Annotated in this window: 26 protein-coding genes; 21 read left to right on the top strand and 5 right to left on the bottom strand. The window is 67.4% G+C overall.

The window, feature by feature from the left end; genetic code table 11:
* Positions 1-302 precede the first annotated feature (302 nt).
* The 6 genes from CCS01_RS32540 to CCS01_RS04835 all read left to right on the top strand — a co-directional run bounded on the left by CCS01_RS32540 (position 303) and on the right by CCS01_RS04835 (position 4,715).
* Positions 303-458: a transposase gene (locus CCS01_RS32540; protein WP_146101566.1), complete on the top strand. Its 156-nt coding sequence runs from the start codon at positions 303-305 to the stop codon at positions 456-458.
* A gap of 1,370 nt (positions 459-1,828) precedes the next feature.
* Positions 1,829-2,188, top strand: coding sequence for a DUF2934 domain-containing protein (locus tag CCS01_RS04855; RefSeq protein WP_104517701.1), 360 nt, complete (start codon positions 1,829-1,831; stop codon positions 2,186-2,188).
* A 26-nt stretch (positions 2,189-2,214) separates the two neighbouring features.
* Positions 2,215-2,361, top strand: coding sequence for a hypothetical protein (locus CCS01_RS33475; protein WP_158258236.1), 147 nt, complete (start codon positions 2,215-2,217; stop codon positions 2,359-2,361).
* A gap of 415 nt (positions 2,362-2,776) precedes the next feature.
* Entirely contained in the window at positions 2,777-3,004 is a 228-nt protein-coding gene (locus tag CCS01_RS04845) for a hypothetical protein (RefSeq protein WP_104517699.1), read from the top strand.
* 50 nt (positions 3,005-3,054) lie between these two features.
* The gene (locus CCS01_RS04840) at positions 3,055-4,143 is read left to right on the top strand and encodes a baeRF3 domain-containing protein (RefSeq protein WP_104517698.1); all 1,089 of its coding nucleotides are present in this window, start codon (positions 3,055-3,057) and stop codon (positions 4,141-4,143) included.
* Between the two features lie 11 nt (positions 4,144-4,154).
* A complete protein-coding gene (locus tag CCS01_RS04835; RefSeq protein WP_104517697.1) occupies positions 4,155-4,715 on the top strand; it encodes an HPF/RaiA family ribosome-associated protein in 561 nt (186 codons plus the stop codon).
* Positions 4,716-5,422: 707 nt separating this feature from the next.
* On the opposite strand, the gene CCS01_RS04830 is transcribed toward CCS01_RS04835, so the two are convergent.
* A complete protein-coding gene (locus tag CCS01_RS04830) occupies positions 5,423-6,061 on the bottom strand; it encodes a hypothetical protein (RefSeq protein WP_104517696.1) in 639 nt (212 codons plus the stop codon).
* A gap of 776 nt (positions 6,062-6,837) precedes the next feature.
* On the opposite strand from CCS01_RS04830, the gene CCS01_RS04825 reads away from it, so the two are divergent.
* The 7 genes from CCS01_RS04825 (at position 6,838) to CCS01_RS04800 (ending at position 12,296) form a co-directional block, all read left to right on the top strand.
* On the top strand, positions 6,838-7,269 hold the full coding sequence (locus CCS01_RS04825; protein ID WP_104517695.1) for a cytochrome C: 432 nt from the start codon (positions 6,838-6,840) through the stop codon (positions 7,267-7,269).
* A gap of 697 nt (positions 7,270-7,966) precedes the next feature.
* Positions 7,967-8,233 carry a hypothetical protein gene (locus tag CCS01_RS32535; RefSeq protein WP_146101565.1) on the top strand — a complete coding sequence of 89 codons (267 nt, stop codon included), beginning with the start codon at positions 7,967-7,969 and terminating at the stop codon, positions 8,231-8,233.
* 148 nt (positions 8,234-8,381) lie between these two features.
* Entirely contained in the window at positions 8,382-8,606 is a 225-nt protein-coding gene (locus CCS01_RS04820; protein ID WP_104517694.1) for an AbrB/MazE/SpoVT family DNA-binding domain-containing protein, read from the top strand.
* The gene (locus CCS01_RS04815; protein ID WP_104517693.1) at positions 8,603-8,983 is read left to right on the top strand and encodes a type II toxin-antitoxin system death-on-curing family toxin; all 381 of its coding nucleotides are present in this window, start codon (positions 8,603-8,605) and stop codon (positions 8,981-8,983) included. The genes CCS01_RS04820 and CCS01_RS04815 overlap by 4 nt, the downstream gene beginning before the upstream one ends.
* 84 nt (positions 8,984-9,067) lie before the next feature.
* Positions 9,068-9,514 carry a SufE family protein gene (locus CCS01_RS04810; protein WP_104517692.1) on the top strand — a complete coding sequence of 149 codons (447 nt, stop codon included), beginning with the start codon at positions 9,068-9,070 and terminating at the stop codon, positions 9,512-9,514.
* Positions 9,515-9,522: 8 nt separating this feature from the next.
* A complete protein-coding gene (locus CCS01_RS04805) occupies positions 9,523-10,683 on the top strand; it encodes an MFS transporter (protein WP_104517691.1) in 1,161 nt (386 codons plus the stop codon).
* Positions 10,684-10,775: 92 nt separating this feature from the next.
* A complete protein-coding gene (locus tag CCS01_RS04800) occupies positions 10,776-12,296 on the top strand; it encodes a 4-hydroxyphenylacetate 3-hydroxylase N-terminal domain-containing protein (protein WP_104517690.1) in 1,521 nt (506 codons plus the stop codon).
* Between the two features lie 925 nt (positions 12,297-13,221).
* Here CCS01_RS04800 and hslU read toward each other — a convergent pair.
* Together hslU and hslV are read right to left on the bottom strand one after the other, a co-directional pair.
* Complete coding sequence (gene hslU, locus CCS01_RS04795) at positions 13,222-14,544, bottom strand: ATP-dependent protease ATPase subunit HslU (protein WP_104517689.1); 1,323 nt, start codon at positions 14,542-14,544, stop codon at positions 13,222-13,224.
* Positions 14,544-15,110 (bottom strand): ATP-dependent protease subunit HslV, encoded by a 567-nt coding sequence (gene hslV, locus CCS01_RS04790; RefSeq protein WP_104517688.1) that lies wholly within the window; start codon positions 15,108-15,110, stop codon positions 14,544-14,546. The genes hslU and hslV overlap by 1 nt, the downstream gene beginning before the upstream one ends.
* A gap of 252 nt (positions 15,111-15,362) precedes the next feature.
* Between hslV and CCS01_RS04785 the strand changes: the two genes are divergently transcribed.
* The 6 genes from CCS01_RS04785 to CCS01_RS04765 all read left to right on the top strand — a co-directional run bounded on the left by CCS01_RS04785 (position 15,363) and on the right by CCS01_RS04765 (position 19,614).
* The gene (locus tag CCS01_RS04785; protein ID WP_146101564.1) at positions 15,363-15,725 is read left to right on the top strand and encodes a hypothetical protein; all 363 of its coding nucleotides are present in this window, start codon (positions 15,363-15,365) and stop codon (positions 15,723-15,725) included.
* Positions 15,726-16,109: 384 nt separating this feature from the next.
* Positions 16,110-16,508 carry a glycosyltransferase family 4 protein gene (locus tag CCS01_RS04780; RefSeq protein WP_338049961.1) on the top strand — a complete coding sequence of 133 codons (399 nt, stop codon included), beginning with the start codon at positions 16,110-16,112 and terminating at the stop codon, positions 16,506-16,508.
* Positions 16,509-16,580: 72 nt separating this feature from the next.
* A complete protein-coding gene (gene gshB / locus CCS01_RS04775) occupies positions 16,581-17,564 on the top strand; it encodes a glutathione synthase (protein ID WP_104517686.1) in 984 nt (327 codons plus the stop codon).
* Between the two features lie 580 nt (positions 17,565-18,144).
* Positions 18,145-18,378 carry a hypothetical protein gene (locus tag CCS01_RS32530; RefSeq protein WP_146101563.1) on the top strand — a complete coding sequence of 78 codons (234 nt, stop codon included), beginning with the start codon at positions 18,145-18,147 and terminating at the stop codon, positions 18,376-18,378.
* Positions 18,375-18,992, top strand: coding sequence for a Fic/DOC family protein (locus CCS01_RS04770; RefSeq protein ID WP_104517685.1), 618 nt, complete (start codon positions 18,375-18,377; stop codon positions 18,990-18,992). Before CCS01_RS32530 ends, CCS01_RS04770 begins: the two co-directional genes overlap by 4 nt.
* A gap of 205 nt (positions 18,993-19,197) precedes the next feature.
* Positions 19,198-19,614: a (R)-mandelonitrile lyase gene (locus CCS01_RS04765; protein ID WP_104517702.1), complete on the top strand. Its 417-nt coding sequence runs from the start codon at positions 19,198-19,200 to the stop codon at positions 19,612-19,614.
* 455 nt (positions 19,615-20,069) lie between these two features.
* Here the strand turns inward: CCS01_RS04765 and CCS01_RS04760 are convergent, their stop codons facing one another.
* On the bottom strand, positions 20,070-20,321 hold the full coding sequence (locus CCS01_RS04760) for a DUF1272 domain-containing protein (protein WP_104517684.1): 252 nt from the start codon (positions 20,319-20,321) through the stop codon (positions 20,070-20,072).
* Positions 20,321-21,976 carry a flavin-containing monooxygenase gene (locus CCS01_RS04755; RefSeq protein ID WP_104517683.1) on the bottom strand — a complete coding sequence of 552 codons (1,656 nt, stop codon included), beginning with the start codon at positions 21,974-21,976 and terminating at the stop codon, positions 20,321-20,323. The genes CCS01_RS04760 and CCS01_RS04755 overlap by 1 nt, the downstream gene beginning before the upstream one ends.
* 215 nt (positions 21,977-22,191) lie before the next feature.
* Here CCS01_RS04755 and rplM point away from each other — a divergent pair, with 215 nt between their 5' ends.
* Together rplM and rpsI are read left to right on the top strand one after the other, a co-directional pair.
* Positions 22,192-22,659 (top strand): 50S ribosomal protein L13, encoded by a 468-nt coding sequence (rplM, locus tag CCS01_RS04750; protein WP_104517682.1) that lies wholly within the window; start codon positions 22,192-22,194, stop codon positions 22,657-22,659.
* A gap of 5 nt (positions 22,660-22,664) precedes the next feature.
* Positions 22,665-23,189: a 30S ribosomal protein S9 gene (rpsI, locus tag CCS01_RS04745; protein WP_104517681.1), complete on the top strand. Its 525-nt coding sequence runs from the start codon at positions 22,665-22,667 to the stop codon at positions 23,187-23,189.
* Positions 23,190-23,209 lie beyond the last annotated feature (20 nt).

Raw genomic sequence — 23,209 nt, 5'->3', positions numbered from 1 at the left:
CCTGCACCTTCTCCGACAGGAACATCGTGCCCTTCATTGCCAGATGGGAACCGGTCATGACCGCGATCCTCCGCAACGGGAGCGCGCGCCAGAGGGCGACGGAGAAGGTGACTGAGCAGGACCGCGAGCCGCCGGCGTGTCGGCGCCGGCAGTTGTGCCCAGGTCATGGCCGTTGTCGGGCGTGCTCCCGTCATGGTGCCTCGCGACCCGCGTCACCAAGGCGCGTAACGCGGCGCGACCCAACCGCGGCTGGGCAGTCACCGGGAATTGCTCTTCAGACGTCTTCAGGGGGGAAGATGGAGTTGGCGTTCAAGCGGCTGAAATCGCTGCTGCACATCGACCGGCTGCCAACCCGCACGCGGGCGGCCTCGCAGAGCTGGTTGTATGCGCACCTGATTTTGGCCCTGCTATGCGACGAGCTCAGCCGGGATTTCCTGGCTTTTTCCCCTCAGATCTGATTGACCTCGCCTATGAGCCGTCGCTGTGGCGGGTGCAGAAGACCGCCCTGTTGCTGCTGGTCCTGGCGGTGCTGGGGCCGGTTCTGATCAGCTGCATGCTCAACGCCGGGCCGGACCTGCACCGGCAACTGGCCAATACAAGGCGCAAGCGAAAGCCAGCCGTTTCTTATCCCGTCAGGCACTATTTTAACGCCAATGGGGCGCAGGCCCACCATCCACGCCGTGCGGCGCGATATTATAGATCGGCCCGCATGATCCTGGCCATGATGGAAGGCTACGGTGATCAACGCACAGGCACCGCAGCCGCAGGGCATCCGAATCGCTTATCTGCGTGCTCCGCGCGCCGCTCTGCGGTCTCTGCGTTGCAAAAATGCGGAGCCGCCGCAAAGAGTGGCGTTGCCGGTGAGTCGCCCGGCCATCAAAGCCCGTGGCGCCCCGGCCACGGCGATTCAACGCAGAGACCGCAGAGCGGCGCGCAGAGCGTGCAAAGCCGATTTTGTTGCGGCCTGCGGTCGCGATGGCTCAAACGCGACCGGGTTGTTCCTGTTGCAACGCGCGGCCTGGCATTCAAGACAATGAGAACGAAGCTATAGAAAGAGGCATGGATGCCGGGCCTGCACCCGGCATGACCCAGAAGCAACGCCAGCCGCTATTTTAACGCCTATGCCGGACAAGCCAGGCCTTGACGCTCTCGAACCAGCGCCCTGAGCCGTATTTTCACAGGAGTGACACAGAAATCATAACGAAGCCGCCGGCAGCGCGGCGATTCTGATTCCTGTGTCACTGTGTCTCCGGTGAGACCTGCGGACTATTCGCCCGTATGACCTTGCCAATCGGCCGCCACGGCTGAGGCACGGCTGCGGTCAAGCGTTCCCGAGAATTACGCATCCGGCGGGGCGTGTCCCGAACATCTGCGCTTCAACGCTGGAGGATGGCTGGGACTGTTGCCCGGCCATAACGGGAGAGCTGTGCCGGCGTCGCCAGCCGGCCAAGGCCGTTGCGCGCCAGGATCAGCCCCGCCGGGCCCCGCCGCTGCGGCACGAATGTGCGTGTGCCGCCATCTTTCCGCGGCGGCATGCGTTTGCCTCCATGACCACGGCTGACCCAACACGGAGAGACGCGGACATGGCCGGCACCAAGACCCCTGATCGGCCGGACAGGCAGGCAGGACCATCCGCCGGCAGGGCCGGTGCCTTGGCGGGGGATCAGGCGGCGCGCCCGGCGCCTTGCCGGTCGTCCGGCGAAGCGCCAGCCGGCGATGAGGCAACGTCGCTGCAGCGCGGTGGCACGCGGTCCGGCGACCGCCCTGGTGCCGCCCTCGGCGGCGGTGGCGGCACGGGATTCCAGAAGCGCAACGGGAGCTGATCCACATGGCGGAAAACCCCCTGATCGACACGCCGGACCGCGAGGACCGCATCCGGCAGCGCGCCTACCACCTGTGGGAAGCGGACGGACGCCCGGAAGGCCGCGACGCGGAATTCTGGGAGCGCGCCGAGGAACTCGTCGGCATGGAGGACAGCGCCGGCGCCGGGCTGTTGCCGAACCCGGAAACCCGGGACGAGCCGGTCCCCGGCGTCACCGTCGAGGAAGCCCAGATCCAGGAAAACTACGGCGAGTTCCCCGATCGCGTGACCGACCAGGGCGACCGGCGGCAGACGCCGATGACGCGCGAGGAAATGCGCGACGACGAGGCAGGCAAAACACAGCCGACCCGCGGCGACGCCCCCTGACGCCTCCCGGATGCCCCCGCACGCCCATGCCACCCGATCCTGCCGCCCGGCCGATCGTCGTGTTCAACGTGAACGAAAACCTGCTGGACGCCCGGTCACCGGAGCCTCTGTTCTGCAGGCTGTTCGGGTCCGAAAGCGTCCTGCGCGAGTGGTCCGCGCAGGTGATCCCGTAGGCCGAGGCGGTGCCGCGCGCGGAGATCGACACGCCGTTCGGGACGACCGCCGCCGGCCCGCTGCGCATGCGCGCCGAGGCCAGGCAGGTTCCGGTCACCGGCCGGGACCGGGAGGAACTGTGGTTGCGGAACAGGCCATGCCGCTGCACCCCAAGGTCCCCTGTGCGCTGCGGCGGCTCGGGCAGGCCGGCCTGATCGGCAGGCGCAGGGAGCGGCTTTCCGCTTGCGCCTCCAGCCAGGCGGGTGCCGGCCAGGCCGCTCCACCACCGGCCGCCCCCGACAGACGACCCCGAACCCGGTCCACCGTACCTCGTTCTGGTACCGCGGGGGGCCTTTGCACCAGCAGCCACCGCGCCCGCGGCAAGGCGGAGTCGACGCTCCGCCAGCATGGGACGAGACCAGCAGGACCAAGAACATGACCGACACGAACGAGGAAACCGGCCGGTTCGGCGGCCCCGGAAGCAGCCATCAGGATCGCGCGCATCCCGGCCGGTACCACCAGCCCACCGGCAGGAAAGGCGGCGGAGACCGCATCGGCACCGCCCCCGCACCGGGCAGCCCGACCAACCAGGCGGACAGCCGCGTCTCGGGCGGCGGCGGCGAGCGCGACAGCCATCACACCCATACCGGCGACCGGTCGTGACCGCAACAGCCCAGGCCGGGCGGCGCCGTCCGGCCTGGAGAGGACCTGGTATGCTGAACGATGAAACGATCAGGCGGCTGCTCGACGGCGGCGATCCGGCCATCTCGATCTACATGCCACTGGACCCGGACCAGCGCGACCTGCGGGCCGTGGACGCCCGGTTGCGCGAGCTTATCGGCCAGGCCGACGCCATGATGCAGCGCGACGGCCTGGACCCGCGCCGCAGGGACCAGCTTCTGGCTCCGGTGCAGGCGGCCGTCGGCGGCATGGACTTCACCGCCCACCGCGACCCCACCCTGGCCCTGTTCACCTCGGACAAGGTCACGATCGCCGAGACCCTGCCGACGGACGTCGCGGAATCGGTCAGCGTGGCGGCCGATTTCCACCTCAAGCCGCTGCTGCCGTTCCTGGCCGGGAACCGGCGCTTCTTCATCCTGGCCCTGAGCAAGGAGAAGATCCGCCTGATCGCCGCCACGCCGTTCTCCCTGCAGGACGTGCCGCTCGATGACCTGCCAGCCGACGCGCAGGCGCTGCTCGACAGCGAGGCGGAAAGGGGCGCCCCGGCCGCGGCGGTGGAGCAGCAGCGGCGCGCGCTGCTGGCGGAAAGCGCGATCCGGATCGCCGGCGCCGTCAAGGCGGCGCTGGGCAACGATCCCGCCCCGGTGGTGGTGGTCGCGGACCCGCACGTCGCCGGCCATTTCCTCCGCGCGGCGAACCTGCCGCAACTGCTGCCGGATTTCGTCGCCTGCAACCCGTTTTCCCTTCCGGATCAGGATCTGCTGGCACGGGCGCTGACGGTGATGCGGCCAATCCTGTCGGCGGAGCTTGCCACCATCCTGGATCGCCTCAACGCCCGCCTCGGCACCGCCGAACCTACCGTGGCGATCCGACTGGAGGAAATCCTGGTGGCCGCGCAGGACGGCCGGGTGGACGTGCTCGTGGTGGCCGAGGATGAAACAATCTGGGGCCGCTTCTCGCCCGGCGCCACCCTGGCCGGGCACGGCTCGCGCGGGCCGCTTGACGAGGACCTGCTGAACCAGGCAACGGTCCTGGCCATGCGCAACGGCGCCCGCGTCTTCGCCGTGCCGCGCGCCCGCCTGCCGCGCCAGGTGCCCGCCGCGGCGCTGTTGCGTTACTAGGAAGTAAGGATATGGAACGTCCGCTGGATATCGGCTTCCACAACATGCCGCCGTCGCCGGAGGTCGAGGCCGAAATCCGCCGGCGCGTGGACAAGCTGGAACGCCGCTACGCCAACCTGATTGGCTGCCGTGTGACTGTCGAGGCGCTGCACAACCAGCACCGCACCGGCAACATGCACGAGGTTCACATCGTCCTGTCGGTGCCCGGCCGCGACCTGGCGGTCTCGCGGGAGCCGCACCGCCCCGGGGACCGTTACGCCCGCCCGGACATCCGCACGGCGCTGCGCGACGCCTTCGAGGCGGCCGAGCGGCAGCTTGAAACTTACAAAGGCGTCAAACGTGCCGACACCTCGGGGCCGAGCGGCTCGGCGCTGACCGGACAGGTCACCCAGCTGCTGCCCGGCGAAGACCATGGTTTCATCCTCAACGCCCTCGGCACCCAGCTGTATTTCCACCGCGACAGCGTGACCAACGGCGCATTCGAGGACCTGACGATCGGCCAGTCGGTGCACTACGTCGAGGAAGAAGGCGACGCCGGGCCGGTGGCAACCAAGGTCCGTGTCCCGGCGTAGCCGGATCGCGGTATCGCGGCCCATCCCGGGATGGGCCGGCATGTCCGCACAGGCGCTGACTTAACAGGCTGCGGAAAATGCCTGAAACGAACTCCCGCGACGCAATTCCAAGACCCCGTGGCAGCCCGGCAAAACATAATGTTCCCGGGCAACGCTGCCTCATGGACGAATATTGCGCGCTAACCCGCTTTTTCCGCAGCCGGCTAAAGGGGAACAGTGCGCGGTCGTCGCCCCATCGTCATGGCCCGGACGCGCGCGGCCGCCTGTCATGCCCTTGGTTGCGGCAGGCAGCGGGTTGGCTGCCATGAACTTGGCGTCTTGGCGTTTTATCGGTGCTATCCACCCCGCGAACCACCGACCGGGCGCACCCGTCACCGCCTGGTGCGGCGGCACGGTTCCTGTTCAACGCCAAGATACCGGGGTACAAAGCGCCGTCCGGGCGGGCGGATGAGTGCATTATCATGCCCTCGCTCGCCGCTGGTGAGGCATCGTTTCCGAGATCTGTGCATGCGGCAGCCCGTGTCCCGGCCATCTACCCCGCGGGGTTCGTGCGCAGATGGCCGGGACACGCCATTCCATCACTATATAGGAACGGACCGGGCTTTCTCTCAATCAGCGCCTGTGCGGCCAAATCGGGCCATGACTATGAAGACAGGCCGCCTCTGCCGCCCGACGAACCTGCGGTCCGCTGTAGCCTCGCTCGACGGTCACCTCTGTCCCGACTGGCGCCGCGCCACCGCGAGCCCTTCCTCGTCATGCGGCTGGGCCGCCTCGTCGTCGCTGCCCAGGGGCGCGGCGGCCGGATCGGTGACGGCGATCTTGTCGCGGGTCCGGCCGCTGTCGATCTGCCCGCGCAACTGCTCGACGGTCGCCGGCCCGCCGGGCGGCACGGGATAATCCGGCCGTCCGTCGGCGGTCTTCGGCCCCGGCGCTTCCGGCATGCCGATCCTGCTGCGCCGCGTCGCGTCCCGGATGGCGGGGCTGGCGAGCCCCGGTCCATCGCTGCTGACCGTCCGGGTCACCAGGCTGACGCCGATTTCGATCAGCCCCAGCACGAGCAGGGTGCCCCAGGCGGCTGGCGGCGGCCCCCAGAGCAGGGCCACGACGATCAGTAGGATGCCACCGCCCAGGTCAAGCCCCAGATGAACCTTGAGCGGGATCAGCGAGGCGAAACTGTATTCGTAGTTTGTGAACAGGCTGTACAGGATCAGCCCGCCGCCAAGCAGGACCGGCCCCCATTCCAGCGCGCCGTGCTGATCGAAATGACCGATATAGGGAAAAGCGATGATGGCAACGCCGAGAACATAATCCAGGACCGCATGGGTCCGTGTTGGCACAACGCGCATCTTGTCCTCCCCTTGATGGCTGGCGGTCCGGGCCCATGCAGCCGGTCGTGTCGTGGCCTGGCCGCGGGTTCTGCGCCCTGGCGCTGCCGGCCCCGTCAATGTCACGCTCTCGTCGGTCGTCTCCCTGGCTGGGCCGATGTTTCCGTCGGGGCACCGCCGCACGGTCGTCCAGGACGGGCGTGCGCCGGTTCCACCCGTCCGGGATCGTTCCCGGTATGGGCCGATACCGCTCTAACGCGGCCTCCCAAAGCGGGATCGCCCCGCCGATCGGCTGCCCGTGCACGCTTGCGCGAGGCCGGGATGACGCATCGGCTCGTCGTCATGTCGGGCGCAAGCCCCATAGGCGTTAAAATACAGCAGACCGCAGGTTAGTTGGGACGCAGATGGCCTGTCTTCATCGTCATGGCCCGGCTTGTCCGGGCCACCTGTCGCGGCACACGTGCTGGAATAGGTGGCCCGGACAAGCCGGGCCATGACGAGTGAGGTGCGCCGTCGCCGTGTCTCAACCAACCTGCGGTCTGCTGTAGCGGCGCCAGGGAATGCGCCAGGGACGGTCCGTGCGCACCTTCCGGTTCATCTTTCCGGCGGAAACCGGGCAACGGGACATGCCCGAGCCCTACAATCCTTGTCACGCCGGCAAGACTGTCGCCCGGAAGAAGCCGATCACGCGCCGGCGCGACCTATCTCCTTGTGGAACCCGAATCGAATTCCCTAGGCCCCTTGGTTGGACTACACTGCCATCCCAGGCACGAAAACGGCCTTTGAGGGGGAATCCTATGCTGCCAATCCGCATCCTGGTCGCCACCACGTTCGGCGCCGCTCTGTTTCTGTCCGCCGCCCAGTACGCCAATGCCGCCGAAACGCCGCTGGACACGGCCGTGGCCACCGGCGCCCACCTGTTCGCCACCGCGACCTTCGGCGGCAACGGGCGCACCTGCGAGAGCTGCCATCTGGACGGCGGCAAGGCGCCAGGCCAGTTCAACGACCGCAAATTGCCCAGCCTGGTCAACGCCGCCGCGATTTTCCCCCGCTTCAGCCGGGGCGCCGGCCGGGTCGTCACGCTGGAAGGCCAGGTGCAGGGCTGCATCAAGGGCGCGCTGGAGGGCACCCCACCCGAACTCGGCAGTCCCGACCTGATCGCGATCACCGCGTACCTGGGATCCATCGCCAAGGGCCAGCAAGTGGAGATCGGCGGCACGCCGAAATAAGCGCCCGGCTGGACGCGCATCCTCGCTTGTGCAGGCAACCGCCCCAGCGGCTTCCGCTGTTGGCGCAGTCCTGCCTGAGCAGGAGCGTATCCAGTCAAGGAGACCAGGCATCGTCGGTACCGGATCGTGCGTCTGTCGAGGAAATCCGGGGCTGAATCAAAGCAGCGCCCGATGGGCGATGATGGCCTGCGTCAGCCGCATTGGTGTCAGGATTGGATTCCATCCAGGGGCGCAAGCGGCGCCACCGCCCCGTCGTCATGGCGCCTGCCCGGGACAAGCCTGGGCACAAGCTCCACGCCGGCACGCACGCCTTGCGGTGCCGGCATCGGAAAAGGCGTGGATGGTGGGCTTTCCCTGAACGTGGCATCCTGGCGTTTCATCGACGCCATCTACCGCACGAACCATCGGCGTGGCGCACCCGCCACCGCCCGGCGCGGTTGCACGGTTCCTGTTCAACGCTACAGCAGACCGCAGGCCGGTTGGGACAGGGCGACGGCGCACCCGCATCGTCATGGCCCGGCTTGTCCGGGCCACCTGTCGCGGCACACGTGCTGGAATAGGTGGCCCGGACAAGCCGGGCCATGACGATGAGGACAGGCCACCTGTGCGTCCCAACCGACCTGCGTCTGCTGTAAGACGCCAAGACGCCAAGATACCGGGGCACAGGTCACCGTCCGGCGTGGGGCGGTCGCCTGTCATGGCCTTGATCGCGGCAGGCCGCGACTTGATGGCCATGAACCTGGGGTCTTGGCGCTTTATCAACACCATCCACCGCATGACCCACTGGCGGGGCGCACCCATCACCGCCTCACGGCATTCACAGATCATGCGAACGAACGACCTCAGGCCCCATCATGCCTGCCTCGATCATCGCATTGTAAGGCGCACCGGGTGCCCGATCAGCACGAAGGCACCCGCGCAGTATCCGGCCAACGGCGGCCTGGCCTGTCTCCGCCATGTGTGAACGCACCAGGGACGGGCCACAGTGGCGCCCCTGCGCACGCACGGCCGGCCAACGCCGGTGCGGCGCGATCGTCCAGCCAGATCGCTCCCAGGCTGGCCTTGTGGTGTAACCTGTGTTATAACACCTCGCAAGGCCAGGAGGGCCTATCATGCAGGCGTTGAAGCTGACACAGATCGGGAATTCCATGGGCGTGATCCTGCCGCGGGAGATGATCGTCCGCCTCGGCCTGGTCAAGGGCGACACGATCTATGCCGTCGATCAGCCGGATGGCGTCCGGCTGACCGTGGCGGATCCTGAGTTCGCGGCGCAGATGGATGTCGCGCGCCAGGTGATGAAGGAACGCCGGGCGGTGCTGCGCGAACTGGCGAAGTGACCGTCTGGCTGTCGCCGCAGCTCATCCTCGCCATTCACGACGAGCAACTGGCGGAACACGGGGGTTCCATCGGCCTCCGTGATCCCGGACTGCTGGACAGCGCGCTGGCAAGGCCGCTGAACCGGGCCGGGTATGGCGATCCCGATATTGCCGAACTGGCGGCGGTTTATGCACTGGCGATCGCGCAGAACCACCCCTTTGTCGATGGCAACAAGCGCACCGCCTATGTCGCGCTGGAAGTCCTCCTGCGGCTCAACGGCTGCCGGTTCAGCGCCGGCGATGCCGAGGCGGTCGTCGTCATGCTCGCCATGGCGGCGGGCGAACTGCCGGACGGCGAGTTCATCGCCTGGGTCCGCCTGAACACCGCCGCTGCCTGACATGCCATGCCCGACAAGCAGCCTCGCCCTCGCGCGTTGCATTCCCTGCTTGACGCCGGCCGTGCCCGTCAGCACATCCCAGCCATGACCGATCCCTTCGTCCATCCGGAAGAACCCACCGCCGCCGCCGCCATCGAGGCCATCGGCGACGAGCTGTCCCTGTTCGACGACTGGATGGAGCGCTACGAGTTCATCATCGGCATGGGCCGCAAGCTGCCGCCGTTCCCGGACCAATGGGCGGACGATGCCCACCGCGTCCCCGGCTGCCAGAGCCGCGTCTGGATGGAGGCGGTGCTGCGCGACGGCGCCGTGTATTTCGCCGGCGTGTCCGACGCGGCCATCGTCTCCGGCCTGATCGCGCTGCTGCTGCGGGTCTATTCCGGCCGTTCGCCGGCGGAGATCCTGGCCACCGACCCGGTGTTCCTGAAGGACCTCGGCCTGCTGGAGGCGCTGTCCACCAACCGCGGCAACGGCATCGCGGCGATGGCGCGCAAGGTGCGGGAAGTCGCGGCATTGCAGCGCGCCGCCTGACCCCCGCCATGCCGGCGGCCACGCGGGTCGCCGCGTTCCTGGGCGCGTATTTCGCCGCCAATGCGATCGCGGCCTTCCTGCCACTGTGGTTCGCCGATCGGGGGCTGTCGGCGGGGGAGATCGGCCAGATGCTGGGCGCGGCGGCGCTGCTGCGCGTGCTGACCGGTCCCGCCTGGGGCAGTGCGGCCGATGCGCTGGGGCGGCGGCGGCCGGTGCTGGTGCTCGCCGGCGCCGCCGCGTCGGGCCTGACCGTGTCGCTCGTCGCCGCCTCCGGCTTCCTGCCGCTGCTGCTGGTCGTCGCGGCGCAGGGCATCGCGACCAGCGCCATCGGCCCGCTGTCGGATTCGCTGGCGCTGGCCCTGGCCCGCGAAGGACGCCTCGAATACGGCCCTGTGCGGGCGGTCGGCTCGGCGACCTTCATGGTCGCGACCGCGATGACCGGCTGGCTGGTGGGCCGGGCGGGGTCGTGGCTGGTGCCTTGGCTGCAGGCGGCCGGCTATGGGGCCGCTTCGATGCTCGGGTTGGTGCTGCCCGAGGCCGCGACGCTGCCGGCGCCGCCACGGCCGCTCGCCGGGCTGATGCTGGTCCGTAACCCGGCCTTCCGTCTCGCCGTCGCCGGCACCGCGCTGATCCAGGGCGCGCACGCCGCCTATTACGGCTTCGCCGCCCTGCTGTGGCGCTCGCAGGGCATCAGCGACACCGTCATCGGCCTGCTGATCGCCGAGGGCATCGTCGCCGAGATCCTGCTGTTCGCCCGCGGCCGCCGGCTGGTCGAGCGCCTCGGCCCGCCCGGCCTGACCGCCTGCGCCGCCGCCGCCTCGATCGTGCGCTGGAGTGTCACGGCCTGCGCGCCGCCGCTGCCGGTGCTGGCCGTCGTGCAGATCCTGCATGCGGCGACCTTCGCCATGCAGCACCTGTCGGCGATGCCGCTGCTCAGCCGCTATGTGCCGCCCGAGCGGGCGGCGACGGCGCAGGCGCTGCACTCGGCGCTGGGCTACGGCGCGCCGACGGGGTTGATGACGATTCTGTGCGGCTGGCTGTATGCGCGGTTCGGCGGGCTGGCGTTCCTGGCGATGGCCGCCACGGGCGGCGCCGCGCTGCTGCTGGTCCGGCCGCTGGCGCGGGAGACAGCGTCCGCCGCCCAGCGGCTTGCCGGGCACGCGGCCTGAAACCCGCCCTGAAACCCGCATCGGCCGCCGCGCTGGCCTGATCCACGCCGCCCGCGCTATCGTCCCGTCCAACAAACGGGAGGACAAGAGCCATGCGTCCGGAAGACGTCATCGCCGATCGGCGGCGGCCGTACACGGGGGCGGAGTATATCGAAAGCCTGCGGGACAGCCGGGAAGTCTATTTTGACGGCGAACGCGTCGCCGACGTGACCACGCATCCGGCGTTCCGCAATGCCATCCGTTCGATCGCCCGGCTGTATGACGCGCTGCACGACCCGAAGCGGCACGACGTGCTGACCTGCCCGACCGATACCGGCTCGGGCGGCTACACCCACAAATTCTTCCGCGTGCCGCGATCGCGTGAGGACCTCGTCAGCGCGCAGGCGGCGATCGCGGAATGGTCGCGCATGACCTATGGCTGGATGGGCCGCACGCCGGACTACAAGGCGGCGTTCTCCAACACGCTGGGCGGCAACCCGGACTACTACGGACCCTACGCCGACAACGCCCGCGCCTGGTACCGCCGCGCGCAGGAAACCGTGCCGTTCATGAACCACGCGATCGTCAATCCGCCGGTCGATCGCCACAAGCCGGCCGAGCAGAGCAAGGACGTCTTCGTCTGCGTGCAGAAGGAGGTCGACGGCGGCATCATCGTCTCGGGCGCCAAGGTCGTCGCCACCTCGGCGGCGTTCACCCACTACAACTTCATGGGCCAGTCCTCGAAGACGGCGACCGAGGATCTGGACATGTCGCTGATGTTCATGGTCCCGATCAGCGCGCCCGGCCTGAAGCTGATCTGCCGGGCGTCGTATGAATACGCGGCGCGGCGCGTCGGCACCCCGTTCGACTATCCGCTGTCGTCCCGGTTCGACGAGAACGACGCGATCTTCATCCTGGATAACGTCTTCATCCCGTGGGAGGACGTGTTCATCTACCGCGACCCGGCGCGGGTGCTGAGCTTCTATCCGCGCTCCGGCTTCACCCAGGGCTTCCAGTTCCAGGGCTGCACCCGCTTCGCCGTCAAGCTGGACTTCATCGTCGGCCTGCTGGCGAAGGCCCTGCGCTGCACCGGCGGCGACGACGCCCGCGGCAACCAGGTGCTGCTGGGCGAGGCGGTGGCCTGGCGCAACCTGTTCTGGTCGCTGTCCAATGCCATGGCGCACAATCCGAACCCCTGGATCGGCGACGCCGTGCTGCCGGACCTGAAGGCCGGCCAGGCGTACCGGGTGTTCGCGCCGGACGCCTATCCGCGGATCAAGGACATCGTCGAGCGCACGGTCACCTCCGGCCTGATCTACCTGCCGTCGTCGGCGCGGGACTTCGCCAATCCGGCGATCGAGCCGTATCTGCAGCAGTACGTCCGCGGCTCCTACGGCATCGGCCACCGAGAGCGGATCAAGATCATGAAGCTGCTGTGGGACTGCGTCGGCACCGAGTTCGGCGGGCGGCATGAGCTGTATGAACGCAACTATGCCGGCGGCTGGGAGGATATCCGGTCCCAGGCGCTGACCAGCGCGCAGAAAGGCGGCGACATGGCGCGGATGGAGGCGCTGGTGGAGCAGTGCATGGCGGAATATGACGAAACCGGCTGGACCGACGACACCTGGTCATAGAGCGGGGCTCTGGCGACGCTCCGGATTGTAATTGATCCGCGTGAATTCGCCGGGCAGACAGCCTGTGAGGTTGCGTTTATCGCGCCGTTTCACGCCATCGCAACCGTCAAGGCCGACGACATCGCCGTCTCTTCGTCGGCCTGCTGGCGCTCTGGCCCGGCCGCCGCCCGGCCGTCGCAGGCATGGCGAGCGTCGCCGGTGAAGCGCACGGCAGCCGGCTGCCCCGGACACTGAAACGGCTTGATGAACGCAACGTCGCAGGCTGTGCCGCTACGGGCCTGGGGCGAAACCCCCCATCCGCCGGCGCCGGCTCGTCCGGGCCATGACGATGCAGACAGGCCGCCTCCGTCCCAACTACAGCAGGCCGCAGGTCGATTGAGACAGGGCGACGGCGCTCCCTCATCGTCATGGCCCGGCTTGTCCGGGCCACCTGTCGCGGCACAAGTGCTGGAATAGGTGGCCCGGACAAGCCGGGCCATGACGAAAGGGAAACGCCGCGGCGGACCGTTTCCGAGATCTGTGCATCCCGTAGGGACGAGCCGGGCCATGACGATGAGGACAGGGGGCCTCAGTGTCCCAACCGACCTGCGGTCTGCTGTACCATAAGGAGGCCGGATCAGGTCCGTTGCCTCTCCGTCATGGCCGGGCGTGTCCCGGCCATCTACCCCCAACCGCCGAAGCGCAGATGGCCGGGACACGCCCGGCCATGACGATAGGGAGACGACCACGCTATGTGGCTTGTCCGGGCCGTGGCGATGGAGGAACGCTCCCTGCGGCCGGGCAAACATTTACCCTTACAGTCGTTTCCGGCTTGTTTCCGAGATGTGTGCACCCCGTAGGTTCCCGGTCCACGCACGCCGCAAGAACGCGGCCACGCCGCTCGCGCAGCGACAGCCCACGTATCTCGCGCTCCAGCGGACCCGCGCTACAGGATGAACCGGCTCAGATCGCCCTTCTGCGCCAGCGGCGCCACCTTCTCCGCCACATAGGCGGCATCGATGGTGAACGTCTCCCCCGCCCGGTCGGTCGCGGTGAAACTGACATCCTCCAGCAGCCGCTCCAGCACCGTATGCAGCCGCCGTGCCCCGATATTCTCCACCCTGTCGTTGATGTCCGCCGCCAGATCGGCCAGCGCGTCCACCGCATCGTCGCGGAAGTCCAGGGTCAGGCTCTCGGTGCCCAGCAGCGCCGCGTACTGCTTCAGCAGCGAGTGCTCCGGCTCGGTCAAAATCCGCCGCAGATCGGCCCGCGACAGCGGCGACAGCTCCACCCGGATCGGCAACCGCCCTTGCAGCTCCGGCAGCAGGTCGGACGGCTTGGCCAGGTGGAAGGCGCCGGAGGCGATGAACAGGATATGGTCGGTCTTCACCAGGCCATACTTGGTGTTCACCGTGGTGCCCTCGATCAGCGGCAGCAGGTCGCGCTGCACCCCTTCCCGGCTGACGTCGCCGCCGCGGAAGCCGCCCTCACTCGTGCGGGCGCAGATCTTGTCGATCTCGTCCAGGAAGACGATGCCGTTGTTCTCGGCGTGCATCACCGCGTCCTTGGTCAGCTGCTCGTTGTCCAGCAGCCGATCGGCCTCCTCGGCTTCCAGGATACGGCGGGCGGTCTCGACGGTCATGCGCCGCTTCTGCATCGGGCGGTTGCCCATCAGGCCCTTCATCATCTCGTTCAGGTTGATCACCTGCCCCGGCGGCATGCCAGGCAGGTCGAGCTGGCCGATGGGCGAGCTGCCAGCATCGGAAACGGCGACCTCGATCTCCTTCTGCTCGAACTCGCCGTTGCGCAGCATGCGGCGGAATTTCGAGCGGGTGTCGGCGGCGGCTTCGTCGCCGACCAGGGCGCTGATCAGCCGTTCCTCGGCGGCGGTCTGCGCCTTGGCCTGCACGCTCTTGCGGCTGGACTCGCGCAGCATGTTCAGGCTGGAGTCCACAAGGTCGCGGACGATGCTCTCCACGTCACGGCCGACATAGCCGACCTCGGTGAATTTCGTCGCCTCCACCTTCAGGAACGGCGCCTGCGCCAGCTTGGCCAGGCGGCGGGCGATCTCGGTCTTGCCGCAGCCGGTGGGGCCGATCATGAGGATGTTTTTCGGGACGACTTCCTCGCGCATGGCCTCGGGCAATTGCTGGCGGCGCCAGCGGTTGCGCAGGGCGATGGCGACGGCGCGCTTGGCGTCGTCCTGGCCGACGATGAAGCGGTCGAGCTCCGAGACGATTTCTCTCGGGGAGTAGGTGGGAACGTCCATCAGATCGACTCTACAACAATGTTGCCGTTGGTATAGACGCAGATGTCGGCGGCGATCTTCATCGACCGCCGGGCGATCTCCTCGGCCGACAGGTCGGGCATGGCCATCAGCGCCCGCGCCGCGGCCAGAGCGTAGTTGCCGCCCGAGCCGATGCCGATGACGCCGTCCTCCGGCTCCAGCACGTCGCCGTTGCCGGTCAGGGTGAAGCTGCGGTCCTTGTCGGCCACCGCCATCAGCGCCTCCAGCCGGCGGAGGTAGCGGTCGGTCCGCCAGTCCTTCGCCAGTTCCACGCAAGCGCGTTCAAGCTGGCTCGGGTAGCGTTCCAGCTTGGCTTCGAGCCGTTCCAGCAGGGTGAAGGCATCCGCGGTCGCCCCGGCGAAGCCGGCGATGACCGTGCCGCCCGCGCCGATGCGCCGGACCTTGCGGGCATTCCCCTTGACGATGGTCTGCCCCATGCTGACCTGGCCGTCGCCGGCCATGGTCACGTGTCCATCCCGCCTGACGCACAGGATGGTGGTGCCGTGCCATCCGATCGGATCGGCCGCGGCGGAAAGATGGTTCTGCATGACGACCTTACATGGCGATGTGATGGCGTTGCGGCAAGAGCGGTGTTTCCGTCCGGGATCTGCCCCCGGAGCCTTCCGGATTTCCAACGGGTCATGCAGGAGCAGGCCGGCAGCGCCGCAGGCGGACAAATGGGGACGGAGTCCGGAATAAACCAGGCGTGATCGCAACGTCTGGCGAATGCGCCGCTATGACAGGGTCTGCTCTTTCACGGGCGTTCCGTGCGGCCCGGCCTGCCATCCGACAGGATCTCGATGCAGCGCAACAGACGCATCCTTTTCGCCAAGCTCGGGCGGTTCTCCTACATCAATGACGCGGTCATTGCTCAGCTCACACGGACCGTCCCCGGCCACGATCTTGTCGTCGCCGACGTCAAGGACATGGTGAAGCGGAGCTACCTCAGCCTCTTCTACAACCTGCTGGCCGAGTTCGCGCTGTTCGGGCCGTCGGTGTTCCGCACCCGCGGCGAGCGGCATGCCTTCTTCTTCCGCACGCCGTTCATGTTCCGCCGCCTGAACCAGTTGCTGGTCGAACAGTACGCCTCGCTGGCCCCGATCTGGACTTCGTCCTGCAAACCCAGGGCCTGTTCAGCGCGCGCCTCCCCGGTCCGCCGCTGATGATCTACACGGACGACACCTTGCGGAACAATCTGGACGCCGCGGGCTATGACAGGCGCTATTTCCGTTCCGAGACGTACCTGCGCCATGAGGCGGACCTGTACCGGCATGCCGAGGCGATCGCCACCAGCGGCAGCCATGTCGAGCGGGTGCTGGTCGAGCATTACGGCTGCGATCCGGCCCGGGTGAGGACCATCCACATCGGCGCCAATGTCGACGCCCGCGACGTCCCGACCGGCCTCCCGCGCTATGCCGCGAAGCACGTGCTGTTCGTCGGCGTCGAGTGGGAGCGCAAGGGCGCCCCGGCGCTGCTGGAAGGCTTCCGCCAGGTTTCCCGGGATCATCCGGACGCCAGGCTGACCATCGTCGGCTGCGCGCCCCGCGGTGTCCGGGCCCGCCATCGCCGTGGCGGGCGTCATGCCGCGCACGCGGATGCCGCCTTTCTACCAGTCCGCGTCGGTATTCTGCATGCCCAGCCTGATCGAGCCGCTGGGCATTGCCGCGCTGGAGGCGTCGCTGTTCCGCCTGCCGGTGGTCGCCACGCGGATCGATGGTTTCCTCGAGACCGTGACGGACCAGGAAACCGGCATCCTGGTGCCGGTCAACGACCCGGCCGCCATCGCCGCGGCGCTGCGGCGCCTGTTCGACGATCCGGCGCTGGCGCGGCGCATGGGCCTGGCGGGGCACGGCCGCAACGCCGCCCGCTTCAACCGGAATAAAGTCGGCGACCGCCTGCGCGCGATGGCGGAGACGATCGCGCCCCGCCTGCGGCAGGCCGCCTGACCGGCTCTCTCTTCCCCTGGCCCGGTTCACCCCTTAAGGACAGCCCCAGACAGGCCGGACAGGAGAGGTTGCATGGCTCGCCCGCTCAAGGTCGCGGTCCAGATGGACCCGATCGACAGCATCAACATCGACGCGGACTCCACCTTTGCCCTGATGCTGGAGGCGCAGGCGCGGGGCCACACGCTGTGGCACTACGAGGTGCGGCACATGGCGCTCAAGGAAGGCGTCTCCCGCCCCGACGGCGGCGGCCGCGAGGAGCGGCTGTTCGCCCGCGGCCACGCGGTGCAGGTGGTCCGCCGGCAGGGCGCGCACTACCAGTTCGGACCGATGGAGACGCGCGACCTGGGCACCATGGACGTGGTGCTGATGCGCCAGGACCCGCCGTTCGACATGGCCTACATCACCGCCACCCACATGCTGGAGCACATCCAGCCCGGCACGCTGGTGGTGAACGAGCCGGCTTCGGTGCGCAACGCGCCGGAAAAGATCCTGGTGACGCACTTCCCCGACCTGATGCCGCCGACGCTGATCACCTGGGACCTGGAGGCAATCCGCTCGTTCCGGCTGGAGCACCAGGATATCATCGTCAAGCCGCTGTTCGGCAACGGCGGCGCCGGCGTGTTCCGCATCCGCCCGGACGACGAGAACCTGGCCGCGCTGCTGGAGATGCACTTCGCCCGCTCCCGCGAGCCGCTGATGTTCCAGCGCTATGAGCCGGCGGTGCGGCAGGGCGACAAGCGGATCATCCTGGTGGACGGCGAGCCGATGGGCGCGGTGAACCGGGTTCCGGCCGAGGGCGAGGCGCGGTCGAACATGCATGTCGGCGGCCGGGCGGTGAAGTCCGCGCTGACCGCGCGCGACCGAGAGATCTGCGCCGCCATCGGGCCGACATTGCGGGCGCAGGGGCTGGTGTTCGTGGGCATCGACGTCATCGGCGACTACCTGACCGAGATCAACGTGACCTCGCCGACGGGGTTGCAGGAGATCGCGCGGTTCGACGGCGTGCACATCGAGAAGGCGATCTGGGACCGCATCGAGGCAAGGATCGGCGGCTGATACCGGCGGGGCGGCGCGCAGGGTTGTTAACGGGGAGCATCCTGCGGCCGCGCGCCAAACAAATAAGATGCCGGCGGACGCGTCCGATGACCGGTGGGACAAAGCCCCATTGGCGTTAAAATAGCGTGGCGGCGGCACGATGCTTGCCATTCCGTCATGGCCCGGCTTGTCCCTACGCAATGCACACATCCTGGAAACGAGTCGGAAATGACCGTAAAATCAAGTGCTTGCCTGGGCGCCAAGAGCGTTCCACCATCGTCATGGCCCGGCTTGTCCGGCCCACCTATTCCAGCACTGTGCCGCGACAGGTGGCCTGGACAAGCCGGGCCATGACGAGGAGGCAACAGCCAGCCCTATTTTAACGCCAATGGGGACAAAGCCCGATGTTCAGTGATCCCGGCGAACCCGGCACGAACCCATGAGGACTGGCCCATGAGGACTGGCGCACAAGTCAAGACTTTCACAGCACGTGATGAAATCGCTTGCAACGCGGCCTTCTTGCTGTTTTTGACCCTCTACGGTTTGAGCTGTGTTGATTGCGTCGTCATTCCCGATAGGATGTGAGCAAAAGGAGCAACCCATGCCGCGATCCACTAAGCGCGTTGGCCGCCTTCATGCGCAAAACCCCGCCGATGCCGCTTGGCGGGCGCAACAGGCGCAGGTGGATGCCGACATCGAAGGCTTAAGCCGTGACGCGGGGATCGACCGGTTTGTCGATGACATGGAAGCGTCAGGCGTTGCACCGCGTCAGCGGATTGAAAGGCTCAAGGCATACGTCAGGGCGCGCCAGGCTCCTGAAGCGGGAGGCTCGTGAGTTCCTTAAGAAATGCGAATGAACGTGTCGCCTACAGTCGGACTTTCTATCGGGATACCGAAGTCTATATCAACAAGTTGGGCATACGTGACCTCGGGTTTCTTGAGGCAGCCGAACGGCGCCTGACCGAACAGCGTGCCGCTGAAGGCTTTCCGGTCCGCGCCCACTATAGAACTTATGCGGGATTCAAGGCGATTCATCGCCATCTCTTCCAAGACCTGTATCAATGGGCGGGGCGGGAGCGGAATTATACGACTGGCAGAGGATCGGTTCCATTTGCGGTGCCGGGGTATATCAGCGGCTGGATGGAGGACCTGTTCAAGCAGCTTGCGGGTGATCGTTATTTGGTTGGCCGAAGCAAACGCGATTTTGCCGCCGAGGCCGTGCGGTATGTCAATGAGATCAACGCAGGTCATCCTTTCATCGACGGCAACGGGAGGGCGCAGCGGTTTTGGCTTCGTATGTTGGCAGACAACGCGGGCTTTGACCTTGCGCTTGGTTCCCGGGACAGGAAGCGTTGGAACGAAGCATCCCGCATTGGCTTTATCAAACAGGATCACCGGCCAATGGCGCGTTTGATTCAAAGCAGGCTCAGACCTCACGATCCAGCCTGACATCGTTCACCGCGGGCATTGCAGAATTCAGGAATCATGCTCCAAGCCTCGGCCATCGATCATTCCGGGCCTTCCTGGTGCGGCCCCCCGGTGCGGAGGTTGGCTTCGAATCGAGAACGGTTGCCGGACCAGGCCATCGGAAACAGGCTTGCGTTCCAGGGCGTGCGGTTCCAGGCTTGGCGGAAACATGCATGAGGAAACCGCCATGAAGATCCTCCGTTCTTCCGCCCGGAAGACCAATCGCGCGCCGGCCGCCAACTTCACCGGCACGGTGTTTTCCGACGAGGTCGTCGCCGGCACGGCGCCGTCGCGGATGCGGGCCTCGGTGGTGTCGTTCACGCCGGGGGCAAGGACCGCGTGGCACAGCCATCCGGTTGGCCAGACGCTGTTCTGCCTGTCCGGCGCCGGGCGGGTGCAGCGGGACGGCGAACCGGCGCAGGAGATCCGCGCCGGCGATACGGTGATCATTCCGCCGAACGTGCGGCACTGGCATGGCGCCGCGCCGGACAAGCTGTTTGCCCACCTCGCGATGTCGGAACTGAACGACAAGGGCGAGGGCACGGCGTGGTTCGAGCATGTGTCGGATGAGGATTACAATGCGGCGCCGGCGGCGGTGACATAGGCGGGGTTGAGTCGTTACGCTGGAAACAGGCGCGGCGGCGGGATCGTGGGCGGTGGCGCCGGGGGGTGACAGGTGCCGGCGGCGCTTGCTTCACCAGCTGTTTTTCAACACGGAGGAAGGCGAAGAACCCACGAAGGGCCACGAAGTTTTTTTTGTAACGACATGGTCGTTCCACTGGCCCCGCCGGACGGTTTCGGGCGCTTCGCGCGAAGCGCAATACAATCTTTCACCGTGGTGCTCCGTGTGTTCTTCGTTTTCTCCGTGTTGAAAGCGCGGCCGCGAATCCCCCCTGCCCTTCCCCGGGCGGCACGGCGCTCAGGGGCAAGGTCGTCTCTTTATCGTCATGGCCGGGCGTGTCCCGGCCATCCACCCCCAGCCGTCGAAGCGCAGATGGCCGGGACACGCCCGGCCATGACGGAGGAGCAACGGTCTTCCACCCACTTTCCGCCCGGGCTTCAGCCCCTTCCCGCCCCGCACCCCGCCGGCTTCAGCACCCGCTTCGTCGAAGCCGGATGCTTCGCCAGCATGGCCGGCGGCCGGATCGGGCGGCAAACGAGTTCACCGCCGCAGTTCGGGCAGATGCCGCCCAGCCTGTCCCCGGCGCAATCGGCGCAGAACGTGCACTCATAGGAGCAGATCCGCGCCTCCAGGCTGTCCGGCGGCAGGTCCCGGTCGCAGCACTCGCAGTTGGGGCGGAGTTCCAGCACTACTCGGCCGCCACGGCCACGGGCGCCGGTTCGCCGAGGATGAAGCCCTCGTAGCCGTTGGCCGCCACCGCGTCGCATTTCTGCCGGTAGGCCCCGACGCCGCCGATATACGGCATGAACACCCGCGGCTTGCCGGGGATGTTGGCGCCCATGTACCAGGACGCCGCGGCGGGATACAGCGTGGTATGGGCCACGTCGTTCACGTGCTGCACCCAGGCGTCCTCGGCATCCAGGTCCGCCTCGATCAGGTCGAGCCCCCGCTTCCGCATGGAAGCCAGGCAGTCGGCGATCCAGTCCACGTGCTGCTCGATCGAGACCATCATGTTGCTCAGCACCGACGGGCTGCCCGGGCCGGTGATCATGAACATGTTCGGGAATCCCGCGGTCATCAGGCCGAGATAGGTACGCGGCCCGGCCTCCCACTTCGCCGCCAGAGTCTCGCCGTCGCGGCCGGCGATGCCCATCCGGGTCAGCGCGCCGGTCATCGCGTCGAAGCCGGTGGCGAAGACGATGGCGTCGAAGGCATACTCCCGCTCGCCGACACGCAGGCCCGCCGGCGTCAACGCCTCAATCGGCTGCTGCCGCACGTCCACCAGCGAAACGTTCTCGCGGTTGTAGGTGGTATAGTAGTCGGTATCGACACAGATGCGCTTGGTGCCGATGGGATGGTTGGTCGGCGCCAGCAGGTCCGCGGTGGCGGGGTCCTTGACCATCGCACGGATCTTGCCGCGGACGAACTCCGCCGCCGTGTCGTTCGAGGCCTTGTTCACGGCCAGGTCGTTGAACGCCGCCATGAAGGTGGTGCCGCCACTGACCCAGCGCTGCTCGTAGATCGCCAGCCGTTCCGCCTCCGGCGTTTCGATGGCCGAGCGGTCGAGCGGATAGGCCACGATGCCGTTGCGGCTCATCCGCGCCTCGGCCCGCTTCGCCGCATAGTCCTGCTTCCACGACTGGGCATACGCCTCCGGCATCGGACCGTTGCGCGAGGGAATGCTGAAGTTCGGCGTGCGCTGGAACACCGTGACGTGCTTCGCCTGCGCCGCGATCACCGGGATCGACTGGATCGCCGAGGACCCGGTGCCGATGACGCCGACACGCAACCCGGTGAAATCGACGCCCTCATGCGGCCAGTGGCCGGTGTGGTAGATCTTGCCGGTGAAGCTGTCCATGCCCGGGAAATCCGGCATCCGCGCCGCCGACAGGCACCCCGTCGCCATGATGCAGAAGCGCGCCGAGACGACGTCGCCGCGGTCGGTGCGCACCGTCCAGCGGCTGGCCGTTTCGTCGAACTCCGCCGCGGTCACCCGCGTCTCGAACCGCATGTCGCGCCGCAGGTCCAGCCTGTCGGCGACGTAGTTGGCATAGCGCAGGATCTCCGGCTGGCCGGCGAACAACTCGCTCCACTGCCACTCCTGCTGGATCGCATCGGCGAAGGAGTAGGAATACTGCATGCTCTCCACGTCGCAGCGGGCGCCGGGGTAGCGGTTCCAGTACCAGGTGCCGCCGACACCCGCGGCGACGTCGAAGACAATCGCGCTCAGGCCCAGGCCGCGCAGCCGGTGCAGCATATACATGCCGCCGAACCCGGCGCCGACGATCACGACGTCGACGCTGGCGGGAACGGGCGCGCGTTGGGGGGTGGTCGCCTGGGCCATGAAAGCTCCTGCATTCATTGATGACGGAGGCATGAATACCGGGATGGGCGCGTATGTCAACTGGTGAGTAGATTTTCCAACCAATCAGTCAAACGGCCGCCGCGGCGCCTTCCGGGTCTGTGGTATCATATTACCACAGCGGAAAACCGCTTGACCGGCGCGGGTTGCGTCGCCATAACCCGCGCCTTCTGTATCACCGGACAGACATAACCATCATGCTCAAGACCACGGCCTCTCTGAAACCGTCGGAGGTGAAGAAGGACTGGGTGCTGATCGATGCCGACGGCGTCGTGCTCGGCCGCCTCGCCGTCATCATCGCCAACCGCCTGCGCGGCAAGCACAAGCCGCAGTTCACCCCGCACGTCGATTGCGGCGACAATGTCATCGTGATCAACGCCGAGAAGGTGAAGGTCACCGGCAACAAGGCGGAACAGTCGGTGTTCTACTACCACACCGGCTATCCCGGCGGCATCAAGGGCCGCTCGATCCGCCAGCGGCTGGACTCGAAACACCCCGAGCGGGTGCTGGAAAAGGCGGTGGAGCGGATGATCACCCGCGGCCCGCTGCAGCGCAAGCAGATGAAGCACCTGTATGTCTATGGCGGGGCCGAGCATCCGCATGACGGCCAGCAGCCGAAGCCACTGGATGTCGCTGCGCTGAATCCGAAGAACAAGAGGGGCTGAGACCGATGTCTGGAACCACAACCGGCACCCTGGCAGACCTGAAGGACGCGCTGGCCGCCCGCCAGGCCGCCACCGAGGCCGAAAGCACCGCCGCACCGCCCGTCCCCGGCACCCAGCCTCATCGCGAGCCGAAGCGCGACGCCCAGGGCCGCTCCTACGCCACCGGCCGCCGCAAGGAATCCACTGCGCGCGTCTGGATCAAGCCGGGCAAGGGCGAGATCACCGTCAACGGCAAGAAGGTCGTGCAGTATTTCGCCCGTCCGGTGCTGCGCATGCTGCTGACCCAGCCGTTCCTGGTGGCGGACCGCTACAACCAGTTCGACGTCTACTGCACGGTGACCGGCGGCGGCCTGTCCGGCCAGGCGGGCGCGGTGCGGCACGGCATCAGCCGCGCGCTGACGTACTATGAGCCGGAACTGCGCAGCATCCTGAAGGTGGCCGGGTTCCTCACCCGTGACTCCCGCGCGGTCGAGCGCAAGAAGTACGGCAAGGCGAAGGCCCGCCGCAGCTTCCAGTTCAGCAAGCGCTGATCATCGGTCCATTGGCTTGG

Source organism: Rhodopila globiformis, assembly GCF_002937115.1.
GTDB classification, from domain to species: Bacteria; Pseudomonadota; Alphaproteobacteria; order Acetobacterales; family Acetobacteraceae; genus Rhodopila; species Rhodopila globiformis.
This window is presented reverse-complemented; position numbering and strand designations above follow the sequence as displayed.

Coding starts and splice junctions, on each gene's coding strand:
- CCS01_RS04855 (WP_104517701.1), top strand. CDS start 1,829: ATGGCGGAAAACCCCCTGATCGACACGCCGGACCGCGAGGACCGCATC.
- CCS01_RS33475 (WP_158258236.1), top strand. CDS start 2,215: ATGCCACCCGATCCTGCCGCCCGGCCGATCGTCGTGTTCAACGTGAAC.
- CCS01_RS04845 (WP_104517699.1), top strand. CDS start 2,777: ATGACCGACACGAACGAGGAAACCGGCCGGTTCGGCGGCCCCGGAAGC.
- CCS01_RS04840 (WP_104517698.1), top strand. CDS start 3,055: ATGCTGAACGATGAAACGATCAGGCGGCTGCTCGACGGCGGCGATCCG.
- CCS01_RS04835 (WP_104517697.1), top strand. CDS start 4,155: ATGGAACGTCCGCTGGATATCGGCTTCCACAACATGCCGCCGTCGCCG.
- CCS01_RS04830 (WP_104517696.1), bottom strand. CDS start 6,061: ATGCGCGTTGTGCCAACACGGACCCATGCGGTCCTGGATTATGTTCTC.
- CCS01_RS04825 (WP_104517695.1), top strand. CDS start 6,838: ATGCTGCCAATCCGCATCCTGGTCGCCACCACGTTCGGCGCCGCTCTG.
- CCS01_RS32535 (WP_146101565.1), top strand. CDS start 7,967: ATGGCCTTGATCGCGGCAGGCCGCGACTTGATGGCCATGAACCTGGGG.
- CCS01_RS04820 (WP_104517694.1), top strand. CDS start 8,382: ATGCAGGCGTTGAAGCTGACACAGATCGGGAATTCCATGGGCGTGATC.
- CCS01_RS04810 (WP_104517692.1), top strand. CDS start 9,068: ATGACCGATCCCTTCGTCCATCCGGAAGAACCCACCGCCGCCGCCGCC.
- CCS01_RS04805 (WP_104517691.1), top strand. CDS start 9,523: ATGCCGGCGGCCACGCGGGTCGCCGCGTTCCTGGGCGCGTATTTCGCC.
- CCS01_RS04800 (WP_104517690.1), top strand. CDS start 10,776: ATGCGTCCGGAAGACGTCATCGCCGATCGGCGGCGGCCGTACACGGGG.
- hslU (WP_104517689.1), bottom strand. CDS start 14,544: ATGGACGTTCCCACCTACTCCCCGAGAGAAATCGTCTCGGAGCTCGAC.
- hslV (WP_104517688.1), bottom strand. CDS start 15,110: ATGCAGAACCATCTTTCCGCCGCGGCCGATCCGATCGGATGGCACGGC.
- CCS01_RS04785 (WP_146101564.1), top strand. CDS start 15,363: ATGCAGCGCAACAGACGCATCCTTTTCGCCAAGCTCGGGCGGTTCTCC.
- gshB (WP_104517686.1), top strand. CDS start 16,581: ATGGCTCGCCCGCTCAAGGTCGCGGTCCAGATGGACCCGATCGACAGC.
- CCS01_RS32530 (WP_146101563.1), top strand. CDS start 18,145: ATGCCGCGATCCACTAAGCGCGTTGGCCGCCTTCATGCGCAAAACCCC.
- CCS01_RS04765 (WP_104517702.1), top strand. CDS start 19,198: ATGAAGATCCTCCGTTCTTCCGCCCGGAAGACCAATCGCGCGCCGGCC.
- CCS01_RS04755 (WP_104517683.1), bottom strand. CDS start 21,976: ATGGCCCAGGCGACCACCCCCCAACGCGCGCCCGTTCCCGCCAGCGTC.
- rplM (WP_104517682.1), top strand. CDS start 22,192: ATGCTCAAGACCACGGCCTCTCTGAAACCGTCGGAGGTGAAGAAGGAC.
- rpsI (WP_104517681.1), top strand. CDS start 22,665: ATGTCTGGAACCACAACCGGCACCCTGGCAGACCTGAAGGACGCGCTG.